Annotated in this window: 8 protein-coding genes; 4 read left to right on the top strand and 4 right to left on the bottom strand. The window is 75.5% G+C overall.

What is annotated here, in order from left to right; translation table 11 throughout:
* The first annotated feature begins 48 nt into the window (after positions 1-48).
* Positions 49-975, top strand: coding sequence for a DUF4232 domain-containing protein (locus tag AB0P03_RS32390; protein ID WP_363632191.1), 927 nt, complete (start codon positions 49-51; stop codon positions 973-975).
* Positions 976-1170: 195 nt separating this feature from the next.
* Here the strand turns inward: AB0P03_RS32390 and AB0P03_RS32385 are convergent, their stop codons facing one another.
* The 3 genes from AB0P03_RS32385 to AB0P03_RS32375 all read right to left on the bottom strand — a co-directional run bounded on the left by AB0P03_RS32385 (position 1171) and on the right by AB0P03_RS32375 (position 17626).
* Positions 1171-2643 carry a condensation domain-containing protein gene (locus tag AB0P03_RS32385; protein WP_363632190.1) on the bottom strand — a complete coding sequence of 491 codons (1473 nt, stop codon included), beginning with the start codon at positions 2641-2643 and terminating at the stop codon, positions 1171-1173.
* Entirely contained in the window at positions 2640-16166 is a 13527-nt protein-coding gene (locus AB0P03_RS32380; RefSeq protein WP_363632189.1) for a MupA/Atu3671 family FMN-dependent luciferase-like monooxygenase, read from the bottom strand. The genes AB0P03_RS32385 and AB0P03_RS32380 overlap by 4 nt, the downstream gene beginning before the upstream one ends.
* 179 nt (positions 16167-16345) lie before the next feature.
* Complete coding sequence (locus AB0P03_RS32375) at positions 16346-17626, bottom strand: MFS transporter (RefSeq protein ID WP_363632187.1); 1281 nt, start codon at positions 17624-17626, stop codon at positions 16346-16348.
* 385 nt (positions 17627-18011) lie between these two features.
* Between AB0P03_RS32375 and AB0P03_RS32370 the strand changes: the two genes are divergently transcribed.
* From AB0P03_RS32370 to AB0P03_RS32360, 3 genes are all read left to right on the top strand, one after another.
* On the top strand, positions 18012-18668 hold the full coding sequence (locus AB0P03_RS32370) for a 1,4-alpha-glucan branching protein (protein WP_363586651.1): 657 nt from the start codon (positions 18012-18014) through the stop codon (positions 18666-18668).
* Positions 18669-18940: 272 nt separating this feature from the next.
* A complete protein-coding gene (locus tag AB0P03_RS32365; RefSeq protein ID WP_363632186.1) occupies positions 18941-19813 on the top strand; it encodes a universal stress protein in 873 nt (290 codons plus the stop codon).
* A 392-nt stretch (positions 19814-20205) separates the two neighbouring features.
* Positions 20206-21186, top strand: coding sequence for an aldo/keto reductase (locus AB0P03_RS32360; protein WP_363586653.1), 981 nt, complete (start codon positions 20206-20208; stop codon positions 21184-21186).
* A 107-nt stretch (positions 21187-21293) separates the two neighbouring features.
* Here AB0P03_RS32360 and AB0P03_RS32355 read toward each other — a convergent pair whose 3' ends face one another.
* Entirely contained in the window at positions 21294-21947 is a 654-nt protein-coding gene (locus AB0P03_RS32355) for a GAP family protein (protein WP_363632185.1), read from the bottom strand.
* Positions 21948-22412 lie beyond the last annotated feature (465 nt).

Here is a 22412-nt window from a genome sequence, read left to right as displayed (position 1 = left end):
GTGGCGCAGCTCATAGTCGTTCCGGGTGGTTCGTGATCGCATCGGCTGATGCATCAGTTCGAGAACGCCGGGAATCACCTGACGGCCCGCCGGCCGGCTGCCGCGGTTGTGGTGGTCGCGGCCTGCGCGGCCCTGCTCGTGGGCTGCGCAGACGGGGCGACGGGGATTCCGGCGGCCTCCGGCAGTGCCGGGCCGTGCGGGGCGCCGTCGCCGTCGTCGTCCCGCGATGCGCAGGCGTCGCCCGGGCCCGCACAGGGCGGGGTGCGGATCACGGCCGCCAGTGCGGCCTGCGCCGAGTACGAGGTCACCAATCCGGAGGACGAGACCTCTGATGTCACAGCGGTGTTCAGCCGGCTCTCGGCGGCCGGGGGTGCGCTGGACAACGTGACGCAGGTCGTCACCTCGCTCGCTCCGGGGGCCACCGCGAAGGGTCGGATCGAGCTGGACGGGCACGGGCAGGCGCGGCCGGGCGCCGGACCGTTGGTGAAGATCGTCCAGGTCCGCAGTGTGCCCAGCGCCGAGGCCTCGCGGCCGGGCGGCCCCTGCCCGGCCTCGGGCCTGCGGCTGTACGCGGATGACGGCGACGCCGCGATGGGCCTGCGCGCGGTCGGCCTGCACCTGCGCAACTGCGGGACGTCCGCGGTGTCCGTCAACGGCTACCCGAAGCTGCAACTGCTCGACGTGGGGCACCGGCCGGTCGACGGGGTCCGCTTCCTGTCCGGCGGCGCCGGGATCGCCGGCGGCACCGGCGCGGACGACCCGCCGCAGGAGATCGTGCTGCGCCCCGGAGAGGGCGCCCGTTCCACGCTGGTGTGGCGCAACACCGTGGAGGCGGGCAGCCCGGTGAACGCCCCGTACGTGCGGGTCCGAGCCACCCCCGACGCGGCCCCGGTGATGGTCGTCCCGGAGATCGACCTGGGTACCACGGGACGGCTCGGCGTCGGCGCCTGGACCAGGGAGGACAGCCGTCCGTGAGCGGGGTGCCGGTGATGCTCCCCCCGGTGTGCTCTCGTGCTGGGAGAATTTTCCACGGAAAATTCTGGTCTCCGATCGCACTGCCCGGGGTGCTTCCACTCCCCCGGCAAGCCGACGCCGAGGAGCCCGAGCGGCGGCTGACCCGGTCGTAGGCCCTCTCGGCCGGGTCAGCCGCCGATCGGCCAGTCCGCCCGGTCAGCCCGGCCGGTCCGTCAGGTGCCGGGCCAGGTCGTTCACCAGGGTGTCGAGCCAGGAACGCACGGTGTCCGGGTCGAACAGGTCGGCGTCGTACTCGGCCAGGCCCTCGTAGCCGTCCGCGTCCGGGGTGAGGAGCAGCAGGAGGTCGGAGCGGGCCGAGGGGCCCGGCACGTCCTCGACCTCGGCGGTCAGGCCGGGGAGGTCGAGGACGGCGGGCGGGGTGCTCTGCACGGTGAGCAGGACCTGCGGGTAGGCGTCCGGCAGCCGGACGCCGCGTTCGCGCAGCGGTTCGACCAGCAGGCCGAAGGGGACGGTGGCGTGGTCGAGGGCGGTGGCGATCGCCGTCGCGGCCGTGTCGACCGACGCCCCGAACCCGCCCGGGGAGCGGGTGGGCAGCCGGATCGGGAGGCCGAAGGTGAGCAGGCCGACGACCCCTTCGTCGGCCGGCCGGGTGCGGTTGGCGTGGGAGAGCACCACCAGGGTCTCCGCCGCCCCGCTCAGCTCGCCCAGCAGCCGCGCGTAGGCGGCGAGCAGGACGGCCGAGGCGGTGGTGGAGCGGGCGGCGGCGTAGCGGCCCACCGCCTCGGCCAGTGCCGCGGGGAGGCGGAAGGCGGCCGTGGCGCCCCGCCCGGAGCGCTGTGCGGGGCGGGGGCGGGCGGTGGGCAGGTCCACCGCCGACGCGACGCCGTCCAGGGTCTTGGCCCAGTGGTCGGCGGCCTCGGCGACAGCGGCGCGGGTGACCACGGTCCGCTCCCAGCAGGCGTGGTCGGTCATCCGGCCCGGGTCCTCCGGCAGCCGCCCGTCCGGGCGGTACAACGTGCCCAGATCGGCCAGCAGAGTGGCCAACGACCAGCCGTCGACCGCGATGTGATGGAGTGTCAGCAGCAGCACCCACGCGTCATCGGCGGGCCGCAGCAGCCGGGCGCGCAGCAGCGGGGCCGTGGCCAGGTCGAAGGGGCGGTCGCTCTCGGCCCGGGTGGCCTCGGCGAGCGCCGCGTCCCGCGCACCGGGCGTGAGCGTGCGCAGGTCGGCGACCGGGAGCCGCACCGGGGCGTTCGGCAGCACCTGTTGGAGCAGGCCCAGGTCGGTGTCCCGGTAGCTGGTGCGCAGGCTCTCGTGGCGCCCGGTCAGCGCCGTCAGCGCGGCGGCCAGCCGCTCGGGCTCCAGCGGCCCGCGCAGGGCGATCCGCTGGGTGATGTTCCACACCGCCGGGTCCGCCGCCCGGTCGTGCGCCCGGTGCATCCGGCGCTGTGCCACCCCGGCGGGCGCGGCGGCGAGGGCCGTGCCGGCGCCGGTCAGGGTGGTCAGCAGCCGTTCCCGGTGGGCCCGGACGAGCCCGGTGGCCTCCTCGTCGAGCGCGCCGGGCGGGGCGAGGTAGCCGAGCCGGTCGCCGGTGGTGCGCAGGACGATCTCGCGCTCGTCGAGCAGCCGGACGAGCCGGTGCCAGCCATCGTCGATAGGGGTCGTCACAGCGTGCCCTCCTCGTAGGCCGGGGCCTGGCGGTCCTCGGTCTGCGGCTGCTGGGCGGCCATGGCGCGGATGGTCGGGCGGCGGAAGAAGTCCAGGACGCCGGTCCGGATCCCGGTGGCCTCGCGGACCCGGTTCAGCAGCCGGGTGGCGGCCAGCGAGTGCCCGCCGAGGTCGAAGAAGGAGGTCTCCACGCCTGCGGGGCGGCCGAGCTCCTCCTCCCACAGCCGTTGCACGGTGCGTTCCAGTTCGGTGGCCGGGGCGACGGCGGCCCGGCCCGCGCCCAGCGGCAGCGGCTCCGGCAGGGCGGCGGCGTCCAGCTTGCCGTGCGCGGTGAAGGGCAGCGCCGCCACCGCGGCCCAGAGCCCCGGCACCATGTGCTCGGGCAGCAGGTCGGCCAGGTGGTCGCGGACCCGGGGCAGTTCGGCGGCGGCGCACTGCACGTACCCGGCCAGCGTGGTGCCCGTCTCGGTGCGGCGGGCCGTCACGGCCGCGCCGCGCACGCCCGGGACGGACTGCAGCACGGTCTCGACCTCGCCCGGCTCGATCCGGTAGCCGCGCACCTTGACCTGGCGGTCGGCGCGGCCGAGGTACTCCAGGGTGCCGTCGGGCCGCCAGCGGCCGAGGTCGCCGGTGCGGTAGCGGCGGCCGTCCGGGGTGTCGGTGAAGACGGCGGCGCTCTCCTGCTCCCGGCCGGGGTAGCCGAGCCCGACCTGGACGCCGAGCGCGTGGATCTCGCCGACCGCCCCGGGCGGGACGGGGCGCCCGGCGGCGTCCAGCAGCAGGATGCGGGTGCCCGGCACCGGGCGGCCGATCGCCGCGTGGTCCGGTCCGTCCGGGGCGACCTCGCCGGCCGTGACGGCGTGGGTCTCGGTGGGGCCGTAGTGGTTGATCAGCCGGCAGCCGGGGTTGCGGGCGAGGAAGGCCCGCAGCCCGGGGGTGAGCAGCAACTGCTCGCCGCCCGTGATCAGTTCGCGCAGGTCGGGCACCGGTTCGCCGCCGAGGGCGTCGACCAGCGCGGCCAGCGGGGTGTACGGCAGGTGCAGCCGCTCGGCCCGGGTCGCGCGGACCACGGCGGCCAGCGCCGTCACGTCGTAGCGGGTCTCCTCCTCGATCAGCAGCAGGGTGCCGCCGCCGGCCAGCGTGGTGAGCACCTCCTGGACGCTGACGTCGAACCCGCAGGAGGCGTACTGCAGCGTGCGGGCGGCCGGGTGCTCGGCGACGTTCCAGGCCAGCAGCGCGGACAGGCCGAGGGTGTGCATCAGCACGCCCTTGGGGCGGCCGGTGGAGCCGGAGGTGTACAGCAGGTACGCGGGGGCCTGCGCGGAGGGGGCGGGCAGCGGCGGCAGTTCGGCGGCGACGACGGCCTCGGCATCGGCCTCGGCATCGGAGTCCGTCAGGACCGTCGGCAGGGACAGGCCCATCAGGTCCGTGTCCGAGGCGGTGAGCAGCACGGCCGGTGCGCTGTCCGCGGCGATCAGCCGGCAGCGCTCTGGGCCCTGCAGCGGGTCGATCGGCACGTGGACGGCGCCGAGGCGCAGCACGGCCAGCAGCGCGGCCACCTGGTCCACCGAGCGCGGCAGCAGCACGCCCACCCGGCTGCCCTCCCGCACCCCGGCGGCCAGCAGCCGGCCGGCCAGCTCGCCGGCCCGGGCGTGCAGCGTCCGGTAGTCGGTCCCGGTGCCGTCGGCGGCGACCACCGCGAGGGCGTCCGGACGGGCGGCCGCGACGGCGGCCACCGCCGCCAGCGGGTGCGCGGGCGCCGGCTGCGCCTCGGGCCCGCACTCCAGGGCGGGGTCGGCCGGGGTGGCCGTCAGTTCGGCGAGCGGGCGGGCCGGGTCGGCGACGGCGGCGGTGAGCAGCCGCTGGAAGGCGTCGAACAGCCGGTCCACCGTGGCCCGGTCGAACAGGGCCTCGGCGTACTCGACGTGGCAGCGGATGCCGTCCGGCAGGTTGGTGAGGAAGAGCGACAGGTCGAAGGCGGAGCGGTCCACCACGTGGTCCAGCGGGCGGGCCGTCACCCCGGGCAGGTCGAGTTCGAAGACGGCGTGGTTCTCGAACTCGACGAGGACCTGGAAGAGCGGGTTGCGGCTGGTGTCCCGCTGCGGGTTGAGCTCCTGGACCAGGACCTCGAAGGGCAGCTGCTGGTGCTCGTAGGCGTCCAGCGCGCTGGAGCGGACCCGGTCCAGCGCCTCGGCGAAGTCCGGTTCCCCGGACAGGTCCAGCCGCAGCGCCAGCGAGTTGACGAAGAAGCCGACCAGGTTCTCGGTGCCCTCGGTCCGGTTGGCCACCGGGGTGCCCAGCACCACCTCGTCCTGGCCGCCGTAGCGCTGCAGCACCCCGGCGAAGGCGGTGAGCAGCACCATGAACAGGGTCGAGCGGCGGCTGCGGGCCAAGTCCCGCAGGCCGTCAGAGAGTTCGGCGGGAAGTTGGCGGACGTGGGAGCGGCCCCGGCCGTCCGGCACCGCCGGGCGCGGCCGGTCGGTCGGCAGGGCCAGCACCGGCAGGTCGCCGCCGAGCACCTTGCGCCAGTACGCGAGGCTCTCGTCGTACGCCCCGGCGGCCACCGCGGCCCGCTCCCGGGCGGCTTCGGCGGCCGGGGTGGTGGTGAGCACCGGCAGCCGGGCGGGGCGCTGCTCCCGGGCGGCCCGGTACAGCTCGCCCAGTTCCCGGGTGATCACCACGGTGGACAGGGTGTCGATCACGATGTGGTGCATCGACAGCACCAGGACCTGCCGGTCGGGCCCCGTCTCCAGCAGCCGGGCCCGGAACAGCGAGCCCTCGGTCAGGTCGAAGCGGTGGGTACCCTCGGCGGCGACCAGCGCGGCCACCGCCTCGTGCTCGGGCCCGTCGGCCGCGACCCGCTCCAGCAGCGGGCCCTCGGGCACCGGGAGCACCTGCTGGAACGGTTCGCCGTCCTGCTCGCGGAAGGCACTGCGCAGCCCGACGTGCCGTTCGACCAGCGCGCGCAGCGCGGTGTCGAGTGCGGCCGGGTCGAGCGGGCCGTCCAGCTCGATGGCCTTGACCTCGTTGTACTGCCCGGTGTCGGGCAGCATCCGGTGCAGGAACCACATCCGCTGCTGCGCGTAGGACAGCGGGGCGCCGCGCTGGGCGGAGCGGCGCAGGGCGTCGATCTGCGGCAGGCCGGAGGCCACCAGGTCGGGGGCGAGCCCGAAGTCCACGAAGCAGGCGATCTCGTCCGCGCCGGCCGCCCGTAGCTCGGCCAGGACGGACCGCACGCTCTCCGGGGTGCCGATCAGCGCGCGGGAGGCGCAGTACCGCTCGTAGGCGCGCTCCAGCACGAACTCCAGGTCCTCCTCCGGGGTGTTCTCGAAGTCCAGGGTCAGGCCGAGGCTGTTGGCCATCTGCCCGAACAGCGAGAGCGAGGAGCGCAGGTAGTGGCAGAACGGGCGGTACGCCTGCTCGCGGGCGGTGGCGAGGTCGGCGCCCAGGTAGGTGTGGACGAGCACGACCACCCGGCCGGCCTCCGGGTCGAGGCCGTGCTCGGCCCGGGTGCGCCGGTAGAGCGCGACGTTCCCGGCGAGCTGGGCGACGTCCTGGGTCATCAGGTTGGTGATGATGCCCAGGTCGTGCCGGGCGGCCTCGCGGAAGCTGTCCGGGTTGCCGACGATCGCGGTGAACATGGGCGGCTGCTCCTGCAGCGGGCGCGGGTGCAGGGTCACCTCGATCGGCTCCCCCTTGCCGTTGCGGCCCCGGTAGGGCTCGCCGCGCCACAGCGCCCGGACGGTGTCGATCTGCTGGTGCATCAGCTCCTTGTGGCCGCCGTAGTTCTCGGGGAAGAACAGGAAGTCGTTGGGGTGCCAGCCGCTGGCGCAGCCCAGGCCGACCCGGCCGCCGGACAGGTTGTCGACCACCGACCACTCCTCGGCCACCCGGACGGGGTGGTGCAGCGGCAGGACCGCGCAGCCCGCGTTGAGCCGGATCCGGGTGGTCTCCCGGGCCAGTGCGGCGGCCAGGACCGAGGGGTTGGGGAAGATCCCGCCGAAGGAGTGGAAGTGGCGCTCCGGCAGCCAGACGGCGTGGAAGTCGTGCCGGTCGGCGAAGCGGGCGCTCTCCAGGACGATGCGGTACTTCTCGTCCTCCGGGGAGTCCAGGGGGTAGTCGCCGAAGAAGTAGAGGCTGAAGTCGACCGGGCGCTGCGGGTCGCTGACCGGGTGGTACGGCGTCCCGGCGGGCTCGGTGTGGCCGGCGCCGGTGGTGCCGGTGGTGCCGGTGGTGCCGGTGGTGCCGGTGGTGCCGGTGGTGCCGGTGGTGCCGGTGCTCGTACGGTCGTCCGCCGCGGGCTCCGGGAGTGCGGCCGCCGGGCGCGGGGCCGGGAGCCGTACCCCGGGCGAGGCCGGGAAGAAGCCGCCGCGCCGCAGGTCGCGCAGCGAGTCGCGGACCGCGTCGACCACGAACTCCAGGTCGCCGTCGGTGTGGGCGGTGGAGAGGAAGAAGTTGCGCCACTCCCACACGTAGACCCCGCGGGTCAGCAGCTGCGGGAAGAGCAGTTCCATGTCGGCCCGCGGCTCGAACCGGAACAGCGAGCCGAAGTGGGCCAGCCGCAGCGGGAACTCCTCCTCCTCGAAGAACCCGTTGAGGGTCGCGGCCAGCTCGTCGGTGCGGGCGTTCAGCCGCTCCTGCAAGCCGGGGCCGGACGCCTTGAGGTGGCGCAGCACGGCGCCCGCCGCGGTCATCGCCAGCGGGTGCTGGATGTAGGTGCCGCCGAAGAAGGTGGTGTCCCTGGGCGGGTAGCTGTCGTCCCCGTAGTCCCAGTGGCCGCCGTCGATCCCGTCCAGGATGTCGGCGCGCCCGGCGATCGCGCCGATCGGGTAGCCGCCGCCGAGCACCTTGCCGTAGGTGGAGACGTCCGGGGTCACGCCCCAGAAGCCCTCGGCACCGCGCAGGTGCGGCCGGAAGCCGGTGAGCATCTGGTCGAAGACCAGCACGATGCCTCGGCGGGCGGTCAGTTCGCGCAGCGAGCGGACGAAGTCGACCGGCTGGCGCCCCGGGTGGCGGCTCTGGACGGGTTCGACCAGCACGGCGGCGATCCGGTCGCCGAGTTCCTCGATCACCTGGAGGCTCTCCGGATCGCCGTACCGCAGCACCACGAGGTCGGCGACCGCGCTGCCGGGGATGCCGATCGACACCGGGACGGTCTCCCGGTCGGCGCCGCGGCCCACGGTCCGGCCCAGGGTGTGGTCGAAGTGGCCGTGGTAGGAGCCCTCGAACATGACGATCTTGTCGCGGCCGGTGTACGCGCGGGCCAGCCGGATCGCCCCGGCGTTCGCCTCGGTGCCGGAGTTGGCGAACGCGACCCGCTCGGTGCCGGTCAGCTCCGCCAGCAGTTCGGCGGCCTCGCCGGTCTCCGGGCCGCGCGGGCCCAGCCGCAGTCCGCCGGCCAGGTGCTCGCGGACGGCGTCGGAGACGAACTCCGGGTCGTGGCCGAACAGCAGGACGCCGAAGCCCATGGTGATGTCGACGTACGTGTTGCCGTCGAGGTCCTCCAGGCGGGAGCCCCGGGCCCGGCGGGCGGCGAGCGGGTAGAGCATCTCCTTGGTCGCGGAGCGGAAGCCGACCACGGCGCGGCTGTCCGCGAGGGTGCGCCGGTGGCGGCGGGTGACCGCCTTGGAGGCGGCGGTCCGGGCGGTGAAGCGGGCGACCAGCTCGTCCACGTGGGCGCGCTGCTGGTCGGTCAGGCCGCCGGAGGCCATGCCGGACTCCCGGGAGACGGTCACCCGGGGGCCGTGCACCTGCGGGGCGGGCGGGGTGGCCGACGCGGGTGCGGCGGCGGCGGAGGTGACGGCGGGGGCAGCGGCGGCCGGGGTGACGGCAGCGACCTGGGCGACGGCCGGCGGCAGGGCGACGGGGGCGGCAGCCCCGGGGAGCGCGGGCGGCGCCGCCCCGGTCCCGGCCAGCAGGCCGAGCTGGTCGCGCATCAGGTCGGAGAACTGGCCGAGCAGGTCGAGCTGGCGCTCGATCAGGCCGGCGCCGTCGGCCACCGGGGCGAGCGCGGGCGGTGACGCGGGCACGGACGGGACGGGCGGAGCGAGGTGGACGGGCGGAGCGGGGACGGCGGCTGCCGCGACCACCTGGGGCGGGGGTGCCGGAGCCGGTATCGGTGCCGGTATCGGTGCCGCTTCCGGGGCCGAGGCGGGGACGGAGGCAGGGACCGGTGCCGGAGCCGCCGCCGGCTCGGGCGCGGCGGCCGGTAGCAGCGCGTCCCGGACGGCGGGCTCCAGCCGGCCGGCGATCAGCCCGGCCAGCCGGGCCGGGGTGTCCGCCGCCTCGAACAGTTCGCGCATCGAGACCCGTACCCGGAAGGTCCGCTCCAGGTCCCGGATCATGTTGATCATCGAGAGCGAGTCGGCGCCGAGGTCGAAGAAGGGCTCGTCGGCTCCGACCGACCCCTCGTCGTGGCCGAGCTGGCGGGCCGTCTGCTCCAGCACCTGGCGCAGCACGGCCTCCTCGGCCAGTTGCTCGGGGCTCGCTGCGGGCGTCACTGCGGGCGCCACTGCGGCGGGTGCCGATACGACGGGCACCGGGCCGGGCGTCGATACGGCCTCGGGTATGGACGACGGCGGAACGGGCTGCCGGGGCGGCGGTGCCTGGTGCATGGCGGAGTCCTCGGTGGTCGGCCGGTCGGGGGCGGTGAACCAGTGGCGGCGGCGCTGGAAGACGGTGGTCGGCAGGGGAACGCGGCGGGCCGGGCCGTCCGGCCAGTCACGGGCGGCGGCGAAGCGTGCCCAGTCGAGCGGGACGCCGTGGGACCACAACGCGGCGGCCGCGACGCCGAACTGCCGCTCCGGCGGTGCGCCGCGCCGGGCGCCGGCCACGAAGTGGCGGTGCGGCAGCTCCCGGCGGCCCATGCCGGTGAGCGTCGGGTGCGGGCCGAGCTCAAGGAAGAGCTCGCGGCCCTGCCCGTCCAGGGCGGCCAGGACCAGGTCGAAGCGCGCGGTCTCCCGGGTCTGCCGGACGAAGTAGTCGGGCGTGGGCACGGTGCCGGGAGCCAGCACCTCGCCGCCCAGGTTGCTCACCAGCGGTACGGTCAACGGCCGCAGGCGCAGCCGGGCGAGCTGCTCGCGGAACGGGTCGAGCACCGGGTCGAGCAGGCGGGAGTGGAAGGCCCGGTCGGTGGCGAGCCGTTCGGTGGTCACGCCGTCGGCGGCCAGCACGGCCTCGGCTGCCGCGATCTCGCGCGGCGCGCCGGCCAGCACGCACTGGCCGGCGCCGTTGACCACGGCCAGCTCCACCCCGGGCAGCCAGTCACCGAGTGCGGCGAGCCGCTGCGGGCCGGCCATCACCGCCGTCATGGCGCCGGGCTCGGTCGCCCGGTGCATCAGCCGCCCGCGCAACGCGGTGAGGAACATCCCGTCGGCGAGGTCGAGCGCACCCGCCGCGTGGAAGGCCGCGTACTCGCCGGCGCTGTGCCCGGCGACCGCGGCCGGACGGAGCCCGAGCTCCTGCCAGAGCCGCAGGTAGGCCGCTTGCAGGGCGAACAGCGCGGGCTGCGCCGCCTCGGTGGTCCAGGCGTCGTCGGCGCCCTCGGGCACGGCGTCGAGCAGCAGCGGCAGCAGCGGCTCGCCCCAGGCGTCGCGGTGCAGCCGGTCGCACTCGTCCAGCACGGCCCGGAAGACCGGGAAGGCGCGGTGGAGTTCGGCGGCCATGCCCCGGTACTGGGCGCCCTGGCCGGTGAAGAGCAGCACCGGCTGCACGTCGCCGCGCCGGGCCTCGCGGTGGACGGGTACGCCGCCGGAGGTGCGGCCCGTCACAGGTACGGCGCCGGAGGTACGGCCCGCAGCGGGTGCGGCGCCGGAGGTGCGGCCCGCGAGGTGGGCCTCCAGGCCCCGGCGCAGCTCGTCGGGGTCGGCGCCGGTGACGGCGAGGCGGTGGCGCAGCGCGCGACGGCCGCCGCCGAGGGTGAGCGGCAGGTCGCCGGGGGCGGGGGCAGGCCCGGTGGCCAGCCGGTCGCGGAGCAGGCCGGCCAGGGCGGTCAGGCCCTGCTCGGTGCGGGCGGACAGCGGCAGCACGGTCGGGGCGGGGCGCGGGTCGGCGATGCCGGGCGCGGCCGGCGCCTCCTCCAGCACCAGGTGGGCGTTGGTACCGCCGACGCCCAGCGCGCTGACCCCGGCCCGGCGCGGGGTGGGGCCGGCCGGCCAGTCCCGGCGCTCGGCGGAGAGCCGGAACGGGCTTCCCGCGAGCTCCAGCGCGGGGTTGGGGCGGCTGAAGTTGACCAGCGGCGGGATCGTGCCGTGCCGCAGCACCAGCAGGGCCTTGATCAGCCCCGCCATTCCCGCGCAGGTGTCCAGGTGGCCGATGTTGGGCTTCACCGAGCCGAGCGAGCAGAAGTCGGCGGCCTCGGTGCGGGCGCGGAACGCCTGGGACAGCGCCCGGAACTCGATCGGGTCGCCGAGCGGGGTGCCGGTGCCGTGCGCCTCGATGTAGCCGACGCTCTCGGCCGGCACCCCGGCCAGGTCCAGGGCCCGGCCGACCACGGCGGCCTGCCCGTCCACGCTGGGCGCGGTGTAGCCGACCTTGAGCCCGCCGTCGTTGTTGACGGCCGAGCCGAGGATCACGCCGTGCACGGTGTCGCCGTCCGCCAGCGCCCGGTCCAGGCGCTTGAGCAGGACGGCCGCGACGCCGTTGCCGCCGACCGTGCCGCCGGCCGCCGCGTCGAAGGCCCGGCAGGCGCCGTCCGGGGAGAGGATCGACCCCTCCTCGTAGCGGTATCCGGCGGCCTGCGGGATGTGCAGGGCGGCGGCCCCGGCCAGCGCCAGGTCGCAGTCGCCCGCCAGCAGCGACTGCACCGCCAGGTGCACCGCGACCAGCGAGGTCGAGCAGGCCGTCTGCACGCCGATCGCCGGCCCGGTCAGGCCCAGCCGGTAGGCGACCCTGGTGGCGGCGAAGTCGGCCTGGTTGCCGATCGCGGTCTGGAGCGCGGCCACCGGCTCGGCCGGGTCGGCGGTGGCGGCCAGGGTGTGCTGGTAGTAGTTGCGCAGCGCGTACAGGGTCATCCCGGTGCCAGCGAAGACCCCGACCGGGCGGCGCGGGTCGGGGGCGTCGTAGCCGCCGTCCTCCAGGGCCTGGCGGCAGATCTCCAGCAGCAGGCGCTGCTGGGGGTCCATCAGCGCCGCCTCGGTGCCGCTGATGCCGAAGGCCTCGGCGTCGAAGCGGTCGGTGTCGGGCAGCGCGCCGGTCACCGGGACGAAGTCGGGGTGGCGGTACTCCGCCGGGCGCAGACCGGCCGCCGCCAGTTCGTCCTCGGTGAAGCGGGTGGTGCTGCGGACGCCGTCGACGATGTTGCGCCAGTACTGCTCGGGGGTGTCGGCGCCGGGGAAGCGCAGGGCCAGGCCGACGATGGCCACCCGGCGGTCGCCGCCGTCCGGGCCGCCGTCCTGGGCGGCGCCGGGCGCGGCGGCGGCGGTCGTGGCGGCGGCGGTCGTGGCGGCGGTGGGCGCTTCGGCCAGGTGCGCGATCAGGGCGTCCACGGTGGGGTGCCGGAACAGCTCGGTGGGCGCCGGGGGCGTCGGCAGGACGGCGCCGAGCGCGCCGTGCACCCGCATCAACTGGAGTGATCCGATGCCGAGTTCGGCGAGCGGGCGGCCCGGGTCGAGCGGGGTGTCGAGGACGGCCTCGAAGGCGTCCAGGACGGCCCGGCGCAACTCGGCGGCGGCAGGGGTGGCGGGGTGGACGGGGCCGGCGGGCCCGGTGGCGGCGGACGGTACGGCTGCGGGCGGCTCGGTGGCCCGCTGTGGGGCCCGCTCGTCGGTCGGCCGCGCGGCGGTCGGCCGCTCGTCGGGCGCTTCGCGGACCGGTCGCGGTGCGGTGGCCAGCAGGCGGCGGCGCGCGGCCGGAGCGCTCGGGTCGGGCCCGGCGTACCAGCGGCCCGGGGCGGCGGCCAGCAGCAGCGAGGCCAGTCGGCGGCCGTGCGCGGCGCTCAGCACGGCGATGCCCCGGTCGGCGGCGGCCTGCTCGTGGTCGGTGGCGCGGTTCATGCCGACCCCGCTCCACAGGCCCCAGGAGATCGTCCAGGCCGGGGCCCCGGTCTCCCGGTGCAGCCGTTCCACGGCGCTCTCCAGGTAGCGGTTGGCGGCGGCGTACGCCGTGGAACCGACGGCCTCCTGGAAGCCGACCATCGAGGAGAAGCCGACGAACTGGGCGCCGGGCCGCTTCCGGACCAGCTCGACGAGGTGGTCCGTGCCGGTCGTCTTGGCGCGCACCGCCTCGCGCCAGCCGTCGGGGCCGGTGTCGGCGAGCAGCGCGAGCCGGTAGCTGCCGGCGAGGTGGAGAACGCCGTCCAGCGGCGCCTGCCAGTCCCGTTCGGCCTCGGCGACCACCGCTGCCAGCTGCTCGGGGTCCGTCACGTCGGCGCGGCGGTAGTCGACCCGGCCGCCGTAGGAGGACAGCCGGTGCAGCGCGGCGCGGCGCTCGGCCGCCTCGGCGGTCGGCGCGTCCAGGTCGGTGCGGCCGATCACGAGCAGCCGGGAGCCGTGGTCGCGGAGCAGGCCGGGCAGCAGCTCGGCGGCGATCCCGCCGAGGCCGCCGGTGACCAGGTAGCGGGCGCCGGGGGTGAGCAGTGAGCAGCCCTCGGTTGCGGTCCCGGCGCCGGGCCCGCTCACGATCCCGGCGTCGGCGTCGGCGTCGGTGGCGGTGGCGGTGGCGGTGGCGGTCCCGGTCACGGTCCCGGCCGGTCCCAGCCGGGGCACCCACGGGCGGCCCTCGCGCCAGGCGCACTCCGGCTCCGGCCGGGCCTCGGTCAGCAGGGCGAGCAGCGCGGCGGCCTGCTCGGCGGCCGGTGCGCCCGCCGGCAGGTCGATGTGCCGGGCGGCCGGCACCAGTTGCTCGGCCCGGGCTCCGGCGATCAGCGCTGCCGTCAAATCCGCACTCGGGTCCGGGAGTTCACCGGGGAGCACGGCATGCAACCCGGCGCTGACGGTGACCAGCTCGCCGATCGGCGGCCGGCCGGCCAGGGCCCGCAGCAGGGCGAGCAGCGCTTCGTCCCGCGCAGCGGCGTCCGAGGGCCGCGGCGCACCCTCGGGCCCCGCGCCCCACAGGTGCACCACCCGCGCGGGACGCTCCTCGCCGAGCGCCCGCAGCCACTCCCCCGGGTCGGTGGTCGGCGGCCGGTCCACCACCACGGCCTGTGGCAGGGCGGCGCGCAGCGCCTCGGCGAGGGTGCCGGGGCCGGCGGGGCCGAGCAGCAGGGTCGGCCCCGCCGGAGCCCCGTCGCCCGGGACCGTTCCGGCCGCCGGGGCCTGCGGCACCGGGCGGGGTTCCCAGGCGAGTCGGCGCACGCAGTCCGGCAGGGTCCGGGAGTTGGCCTCCGCCAGGTCCAGGGCCACGATGTGCTCGTCGAGTTCGCCGTCGAGCAGCCGTCGGCGCAGCGCGGTGCGCTGGATCTTGCCGCTGGTGGTGCGCGGGAACTCCGCCGGCGGCACCGGCAGCACCAGGGCGGGGGCGGGCTGTCGGCGGGCGGCCAGCAGCCGCCGGACCTCGGCGGCCACGGGCGGTGCGGGGGCGTCCTGGTCGTTCGGCACGTAGGCGACCACCAGCTGCTCGGTGCCGGTGCGGTCGTCCGGGACCCCGAAGGCGGCGACGTGCCCGGAGCGCACTCCCGCCACCGAGGCGACCACGTCCTCCAGCTCGTGGCAGAAGTAGTGCACCCCGTTGACGATGATGATCTCCTTGCGACGGCCGGTGAGCACCACCTCCCCGTCGGCCAGGAAGGCCAGGTCTCCGGTGTCGAACCAGCCGTCGCCGACGAAGGACTCCCGGTCGGCGGCCGGGTTGTTCAGGTAACCGGGGGTCACCCGGCCGGAGTTGACCTGGAGCCGGCCGACCCAGTGCTCGGGCAGGGCCCGGCCGTCCTCGCCCGCCACCCGCATCCGGGTGCCGGGCGCGGGACGCCCCATGCTGAGGAAGCCGGTGCCGCGCTCGCGCGAGGCGGGGTCGGTGGGCTCCAGCCGTCCGGTCAGCGAGTCGGTGCGCACCAGGCGGCGGGCGCCGTCCTCGTGGTAGCGCTTGTAGGTGATCACGGTGCAGGTCTCGGCCATGCCCCAGCCGAGCAGGACGTGGTCCGCGCGAACGCCGAACGGACCGGTGGCGGCGAGGAATTCGTCCAGCACCGCCTCGGTGCACTGCTCCCCGGCGTTGATCAGCGACTTGAGCGCGGAGAGGTCCCAGTGCCGGCCGGGGTCGGCGGCCCGGACCGCCTCGGCGACCAGCCGGAAGCCGAAGTTGGGCGACCAGGAGTGCGCGCCCCGGTAGCGCTCCAGCGTGTCCAGCCAGACCAGCGGGTCGGCGAGCACCAGTTCGGTGGGCACCTGCACCTGGTCGGCGGCCAGCGCCACGTCCCGCAGGTGGAACATCAGCAGCCCGGCGACGTGGTCCAGCGGTAGCCAGTTGACGGTGACGTCCTCGGGCGAGCTGCCCTGGGAGGTGGCTCCGGCCACGTACTCCAGGATGCCGCGGTGGGTGATCTGCACCGCCTTGGACCGGCCGGTGCTGCCGGAGGACAGCTGGAGGATCGCGACGTCGCCGGGGTCCGGGGCGTGCTCGGCGCCTGGCACGCCGATGGTGTCGAGCGCGGCGCCGGTGACGGTGGCGGCACCGGTATCGGCGGGCCGGTGGTCGACCGCGATGACCCGCAGCCCGGGCGCCGGGTAGAACTCCCCGAGCCGCGCCAGGCCCGCCACGGCCGGGCCGCAGGCGAGTACCGGCGGCTCCTCCAGGGTCTGCCAGGCGTGCCAGAGCTTCTCCAGCACGGGATTGCGCTCGTCGTAGGCCGGCGGGCGGGCCACCGTGACCGGCTGCACCCCGCCCAGCAGGCAGGCCCACAGGGTGGGGAAGTAGCGTTCCGGGTCGGGGACTTGGAGGATCACCCGGTCGCCCGCCCGCAGTCCGGCGGAGGTGAGCAGGGCGAGGGTCTCCCGGGCCTGCTCCAGCAGTCGGCGGTAGGTCAGCCGGGTCGCCCCGCCGTCGGCCCGGACCAGGTGCAGGCCGCGCCCGGGGTGCCGCTCGGCGGCGCGCAGCAGCGCCTCGGGCAGCGTCCGGGGCGCGGCCGGCGCCGGGTCGGGCAGCGGGGCGCCGACCGCCTCGGTCCCGGCGCCCTCGGGGGCGGCCGTCGGGCCGTCCGGGGCGGGGCCCGTCGTCGTCCCGGTGTCGCCGAACGGCCGCCAGTGCGCGGTGAGTTCGCGCAGGTGGCGCAGGGCGGGTCCGGGCTCGGCGGGTGGCCGGGCGGCGGCGGCCGCCAGTGCGGCGCGGTCGGGCTCGCCCTGCGGGGTGCGGACGATGCCGTCCAGGAGGTGCACCTCGGCGCTCGGGTCGGCGTCCAGCAGGGCAGCGGCGGCCCGGCGGCGCAGCGCGGCGGTGTCGGTGTCGGCGGCGGGCACCAGGTAGGCCAGCAGCCCGCGGCGGCCGTCGGCGCGCTCGACCGGCAGCAGCGCGCAGTCGGCGACCTCGGGACGCAGCAGCAGCCGGGCCTCCAGGGCACGCAGCCGGGCGCGGTCGGGACCGGTGGAGCTCATCAGGTACGGCACCTTTCGGATCGGTGCCGGGGCGCGCGGGTACGGACCGCCCCGGGGTACGGCGGGTGAGCGGATCGGGCTGGTGCCTGCGGCGCGGTGGCGCCGGCGGATCCGGTGGCGCGGTGCTTGTGGTGGGGTGTGGTGGGGTGCGGTGGGGTGACTGCGGCGGGGTGGAGGGTTCAGCGTTTGCGGGACCGGGCGACCACGATTAGGAAGCCGAGCGCCAGCACGATCGGGACGGCGTGCGAGACGCCGACCACGGTCAGCGGGCTGAGCAGCGCCAGCAGCGATCCGCTCAGCAGCATCCCGGTGCCCATGCCGACGTTCTCGGCGGAGGTCAGCAACCCGAAGGCCTGGCCGCGCCGTTCGTCGGCGAGGGCCTGGATCCGGGTGGTGTACGAGATCTCGGTGAAGCCGTCGCCGAGCCCGGCGCCGATCGCCGCCAGCAGGAACAGCGGGGTCGGCAGTCCGGTGAAGACCAGGATGAAACAGCCGGACATCAGACAGGTGCCCAGGGCGAAGGCGCGCTCGCCCGGTTCGATGCCCCGGCGCAGCAGGAGCCGGGAGACCAGTTGCTGGGCGCCGAGGTTGCCGACCGCCCAGGTGGCCCAGAACATGCCCAGCAGCGCGGCCGGGTTGCCGGGAGAGTGCTGGTTGGCGAAGACCGGCAGGCTGATGTTGTGCGCGGCCGAGCCGAAGGCGTCCAGCAGCCGGATCGCCGCCATCGCGCCGACCACCGGGGCGGCCCGCAGGACGATCAGCGCCTGCCACCGGCTCCCGCGCCGCTTCGCCCCCGCGGCGGGACCGGCGGGACCGGCGGGATCAGCCGGTTCTGCGGCGGACTGCTCGGCGGGCTCGGCCCGGGTGCGCAGCGGCAGCCGGAGCACCACCGCAGCGAACACCAGGAAGCTGGACGCGTCGATGAGCAGCGCCGCGCGGAACCCGGCCCAGGCCACCACCACGCCGGCGGAGGCGAAGCCGAGCACCATGGCGGCCGAACGGCAGCTGGCCATCAGGCTGTTGGCACGGGCCCTGCGTTCGGAGCCGACCATCTCCGGGATGCTGGTCCGCAGCGCGACGGCGCACACCGCGGCCGCGCCGCCGAAGACCAGCGCGAGCGAGTAGAGCACCGGGATGCGTGCCGGGACCGGCGCGAGGGCCACCACGACCAGGGCCAGCGCCTGGGCCAGCGCGCAACCCGTCATCAGCCGCCGCCGGTCGGTCCGGGCCACCAGCCGCCCGGAGACCAGGCCGCCGACGAGGCCGCCGGCCAGCCGGATGATCAGGTACCCGGCCGTGCCGAGCGCGTTCCCGGCCGCCTCGTAGGCGAACAGGCTGAGCGCCACCAGGTCGAGCTGGCTCCCGTACGTGGACAGGGCGTCGCCCAGTGCCAGCCGGTAGAACACCCGGGGCAGCTTGTCGGCGCTCTGGTGCGGTACTTGCTGTGCAGTGTCCGGCACCGGTCCCCCAGGCACGCCGTGTCGGTCGGTTCAGTGTGACATTGCACTGCAATCTAAGGGTGACCCCTCAGCAGATCAAGACCTTGATCGCCTGCTTGTCCGAAAGATCGCAAGTTCGGCCGACCCGAAACCATCTTTCCAGCCAGACTGGCGAGTTGGTGCCGGTACGCCCTACCGCCCGACGGCCGCGCGGGTGCCGGGCGGGAGGCCCGCCGGTGGACGGCGGAGGACGGGGAGGCGAGTTGGGCCAGGAGCAGGAGCAGGAGCAGGGCCAGGACCGGGCCGGAACGGCAACGAACGTCGCAGCGGAACCTGCCCGCCCGTCAGCCCCGCACGGGTGGGAGGGTATGACCATCGCATTCGCACAACGGAGGAGACCCCCGGCATGTCCGTCATCCACCAGACCACCCTCCAGCCGAGCAAGCTGGAGCTGCTCGCCTCCTGGCTCCCCTCCCGCCCCTGGTACCGCGGCGGCGCGGGCGCCCCGGACCTGGCCAAGGCCGGCGGCTTCCGGCTGGACGACCCCCAGGGCGAGGTCGGGATCGAGTTCATGGTGGTCACCGACACCTCGGGCCCCGCCCCCGCCACCTACTTCGTCCCGCTCACCTACCGCGGCGCCCCGCTCGACGGGGCGGAGCACGCGCTCGTCGGCACCATGGAGCACGGCGAGCTGGGGCGGCGCTGGGCCTACGACGGCTGCCACGACCCGGTGCTGGTCGCCCAGTTGTCGGCCCTGATCGAGGGCCGGGTCCAAGCCCAGGACCAGAACATCAGCGACACCCCCGACCTGGAGGTCACCCGCTCCTACCGCGGCGACACCCCCCTGAGCCCCACCGCCGCCGCCGACGACCAGGAGGGCACCGAGCTGTCGGCACCCCGGGGCGCGACCCTGCGCCTGCACCGGGTGCTGCACCCCGCCGCGGACGACGCGGCCCTCCCGGCCCCGGAGACGGCCGGCCACCTCGGCGGCCTCTGGCAGCTGCCCGACGGCACGCGCGCACGAGGCCTGTTCGCCGTCCTGCACACCGCCCCGCGCGCCTGACCGGTGCTCTGACCACCCACGTTCCCCCGGCCGATCCGCCGAGCCGGGGCCGGACCGCCCGGGGCGCGGCCCTGCGCCGGGAGGCGCCGGCCGCGGCTCCCGCCGATACTGGCCGGGATGCCCGGGCCACGTACGACCTGCGGGACGCGGCATGGACCACGGTCGCGGCGTCCGGCTCGACCGCCCCTTCCGGCGGGCGGTCGAAACGGTCGCCGCCGCCCTCGACTCGCTGCGGGCCCGACCGGCCCGGACCCGACCCCTGGGAGGTCGCCGTGAACGGTCCCGTCACCGTGAACGGTCCCGTCGTCGCGGGCTTCGACGGTTCGCCGGAGAGCCTCGCCGCCACCGCGTGGGCCGCCCGGGAGGCGCTGCGCCGCGGGCTCGCCCTCGAACTCCTCCAGGCCTGGCCCTGGCCCAAGCGGGACTCGGTCGGCACCAACGAGGTGTACAACCGCAGCCGGGACGCCCTGGCCGCCCGCGAGGCGGAGCTGCGCGCCACGCACGCCGGCCTCCAGGTCTCCTCCCGCCAGGTCCCCGACGACCCGGCCAAGGCGCTGGAGACCGCCGGCCGGACCTCCGCGGTGCTCGTACTCGGCTCCCGGGGGCTGGGGCCCGTGCGCGGCTTCCTGGTCGGCTCGGTGAGCCAGGAGGTGCTACGCCGGGCCACCTGCCCGGTGGTGCTGGTCCGGGCCGGTGAGGGCGAGGGGGGTGCCGCCACCGACCCCGTCCTGGTGGGCGTCGACCTCGCACATCCGCCGGACGACGTCCTCGCGTTCGCCTTCGAGGCGGCCGCCCACCGCTCGGCACCCCTGCGGATCGTCCACGTCTGGGCGCCGCCGGCCGGCAGCGAGTACATGGCGTTCGACGCCATCGGAGGGCTGGAGAAGGAGCTGTCCGCCTCCGAGCGGAAGCGGTTCGCCGACGCCCTGGCCCTCTGGCTGGCCCGCTACCCCCAGGTGACCGTGACGTCCGAGCTCGTCCGGGGCAACGCCGCCATCGTCCTGGTGGAAGCGTCGGAGACGGCCCGGATGGTCGTCCTCGGCCGCCACGTCCGGCGGATGCCTCTCGGCGCCCACCTCGGCCCGGTGGCGCACGCCGCGATCCACCACGTCCGCTGCCCGGTCGCCGTCGTCCCGGACACCTGACCGCTCGCGAGGGCCGCCGGCCGCTCCGGCCCTCCCACGACAGAGCAGACCCCATGAATGCCGACGATCGCCCTTGACCAGTCGCCGGGGAGGACGCGCGATGAGAGCGCGAGGTCAGGCGGAGGTGCCGGGCCGCGGGGTGGGAGAGGGATGAGCTTCCGAGCCGGAGATCATGGTCCCGATCCATCGTCGCGGCCCAGCCGGCCAGCAGGTTCAGGGCGTCGCACGCGGGTATGGCGGGTTCGGCGCCGTAGGCCATGAGGGTCAGTCCGGTGTCGCGGCGAGTTCCAGGGCCTCGCAGCCGAGGGTGAGTTCACGGTGGGGGGGAGTGAGCGCGGCGGCCTTTCGGAGCAGGTACACACGTCCACGTCACCGAGGAAGAGGAGTACGCCATGGAGTACACGCGTTTGGGAACGTCGGGGCTCAGGATCAGCCGGATCGCCCTGGGCTGTATGAGCTTCGGCGACCCGGCCAGGAGGACGACCTGGGCGCTCGACGACGACGCGGCCGAGCCGGTCTTCCGCCAGGCCGTCGAACTCGGCATCACGTTCTGGGACACCGCGAACATCTACGGTCTGGGCACCTCGGAGGAGGTCGTCGGGCGGGCGCTGCGCAAGTACACCCGGCGTGAGGACATCGTCGTGGCCACCAAGCTGTGGGCGCCGATGCACCAGGGACCGGGCGGGTCGGGGCTGTCCCGCAAGGCCGTCATGGAACAGATCGACGCCTCGTTGCGGCGCCTGGACACCGACTACGTCGACGTCTACCAGATCCACCGCTTCGACCCGCAGACGCCGGTCGAGGAGACGATGGAGGCGCTGCACGATGTGGTCAAGGCGGGCAAGGCCCGCTACATCGGTGCCTCGTCGATGTGGGCCTGGCAGTTCGCCAAGATGCAGCATGCCGCGCAGGCCCGCGGGTGGACCCGGTTCGTCTCCATGCAGGACCAGTACAGCCTGATCCACCGCGAGGAGGAGCGCGAGATGTTCGGCCTGCTCGCCGACCAGGGCGTGGGAAGCATTCCGTGGAGCCCCCTGGGCGGGGGGCTGGTCACCCGGCCCTGGGGCGAACGCTCCACGCCACGTGCGGAGCTCAACCGGACAGTCGATCAGCAGGACCGGCCGATCTTCCTGGACAGCGACCGGGCCGTCGTCGAGGCTGTCCAGCGCATCGCCCTGGCCCGCGGTGTGTCGATGGCACAGGTCGCGATGGCCTGGGTGTTGAAGAACCCGGTGGTCTCCGCCCCGATCGTGGGCGCGACCAAGCCGCACCACCTCGCCGACGCCGTCGCCGCGCTCGACCTGACGCTCACCGCCGAGGAGACCGACTCCCTCGAAGAGCCCTACGTCCCGCGCCGGCCCACGTTCTTCTAGCCTCGCGCGCTCACGGCCTCAGCCCTCCTGCCGCATCGTGCGACGGCCGGGAGGGCCGGGCCGTACGGTCCGAGAGGGGACCGCCGCGGAGGCGGTCCTCGTACCGGTCACAGTCCGGTGACACCCTCGACGACGAGGAGCACGCCGATCACGGCCAGGACCAGGGCGGTGACGGCGCTGTTGTGGGTCTCCAACCACGTCCTGGCCCTGCCCAGCGGAGTGAGGACCCGCTCCCCCGCCGCGATGTGGAGCAGCAGGGGAAGCCCGACGGTGGAAACGGCGATCGCGGTGAACACCGCCACGGCGGTGACGCCACGGGACGGACCCAGTTCGGCGGAGCCGATGGTCAGCCCCGCCGCCGCGGACAGCAGGATGTTCTTCGGGTTGGCTGCCGACAGCAGAAGGCCCAGCCGCAGGGCCTTGGCCGACGTGGCATCCGTGAGGCTCCGCATCCAGGCCGGGGTCCCCGTCTTGGAGCCGGAGCGCCACTGCCGCCCGGCGAGCAGGACGAGGACCACGCCGAGGACGGCCTTCGTCCAGGACGCCCAGGTGGGCGTCTCCTCGCGGGTCTCGATGAGGGCCGCGAGGGCCGTGGACACCGACGCCACCACGAGGATCCCGGCCGCCCACCCGGCCAGGAAGGCTCCGCCCGTCGCCCTGGGCCGGGGAGTGAACAGCAGGAAGAGCGCCGGAACGATCGGCAGCGGCGACAGCGCGATGGCCAGGGCGAGCGGCGTCACCTCGCTCAACACGACGTTCACGGACCACCTTCCTCCCGCCGCCGCACACGGCCCGGGTACCAGAGTCCAGCCCAGGCCCGGGGGCGACCGGGCCTCGGCACGGCCCGGTCCGGGTCCGAGACGTCGTCTCGCGCGCGCTCCATGGTCTCCATGTCTACCGCGCGGCCGCTCCGCGCCCGTCGCGACAGGCCAGGACTCGGGAACGGGTGCCGGCCTCGGGCCCGGGCGGCCGGGTCGGCCCGGGACACGGCCATGGCAGTGTCCCCCGTGCGCGACCGCGGCTCGCTCCGTCAGCGGTGATCGGACGGCCATCCGAGGGCGCGGAAGACGGCGACGGGGTCGAGGTAGTCGCGCCAGTGCGTCACCCGGCGGTCCTTGACGGTGATCACTGAGAGGGTGTTCGATACCGATTTAGGCTGCTGCGAGAGGTTTCGGGCGGAGGTATTGCCCGATTTTGTCGGGGCTGGCGGTCAGGCGGTTGGTCAT

This window comes from Kitasatospora sp. NPDC088779 (assembly GCF_040685395.1).
GTDB lineage: Bacteria > Actinomycetota > Actinomycetes > Streptomycetales > Streptomycetaceae > Kitasatospora.
The sequence above is the reverse complement of the archived record's forward strand: the minus strand, read 5'-3'. Positions and strand labels throughout refer to the sequence as shown.

Excerpts from the sequence above, each read along its gene's own strand:
- AB0P03_RS32390 (WP_363632191.1), top strand. The coding sequence starts at position 49 with ATGCATCAGTTCGAGAACGCCGGGAATCACCTGACGGCCCGCCGGCCG.
- AB0P03_RS32380 (WP_363632189.1), bottom strand. The coding sequence starts at position 16,166 with ATGAGCTCCACCGGTCCCGACCGCGCCCGGCTGCGTGCCCTGGAGGCC.
- AB0P03_RS32370 (WP_363586651.1), top strand. The coding sequence starts at position 18,012 with ATGTCCGTCATCCACCAGACCACCCTCCAGCCGAGCAAGCTGGAGCTG.
- AB0P03_RS32360 (WP_363586653.1), top strand. The coding sequence starts at position 20,206 with ATGGAGTACACGCGTTTGGGAACGTCGGGGCTCAGGATCAGCCGGATC.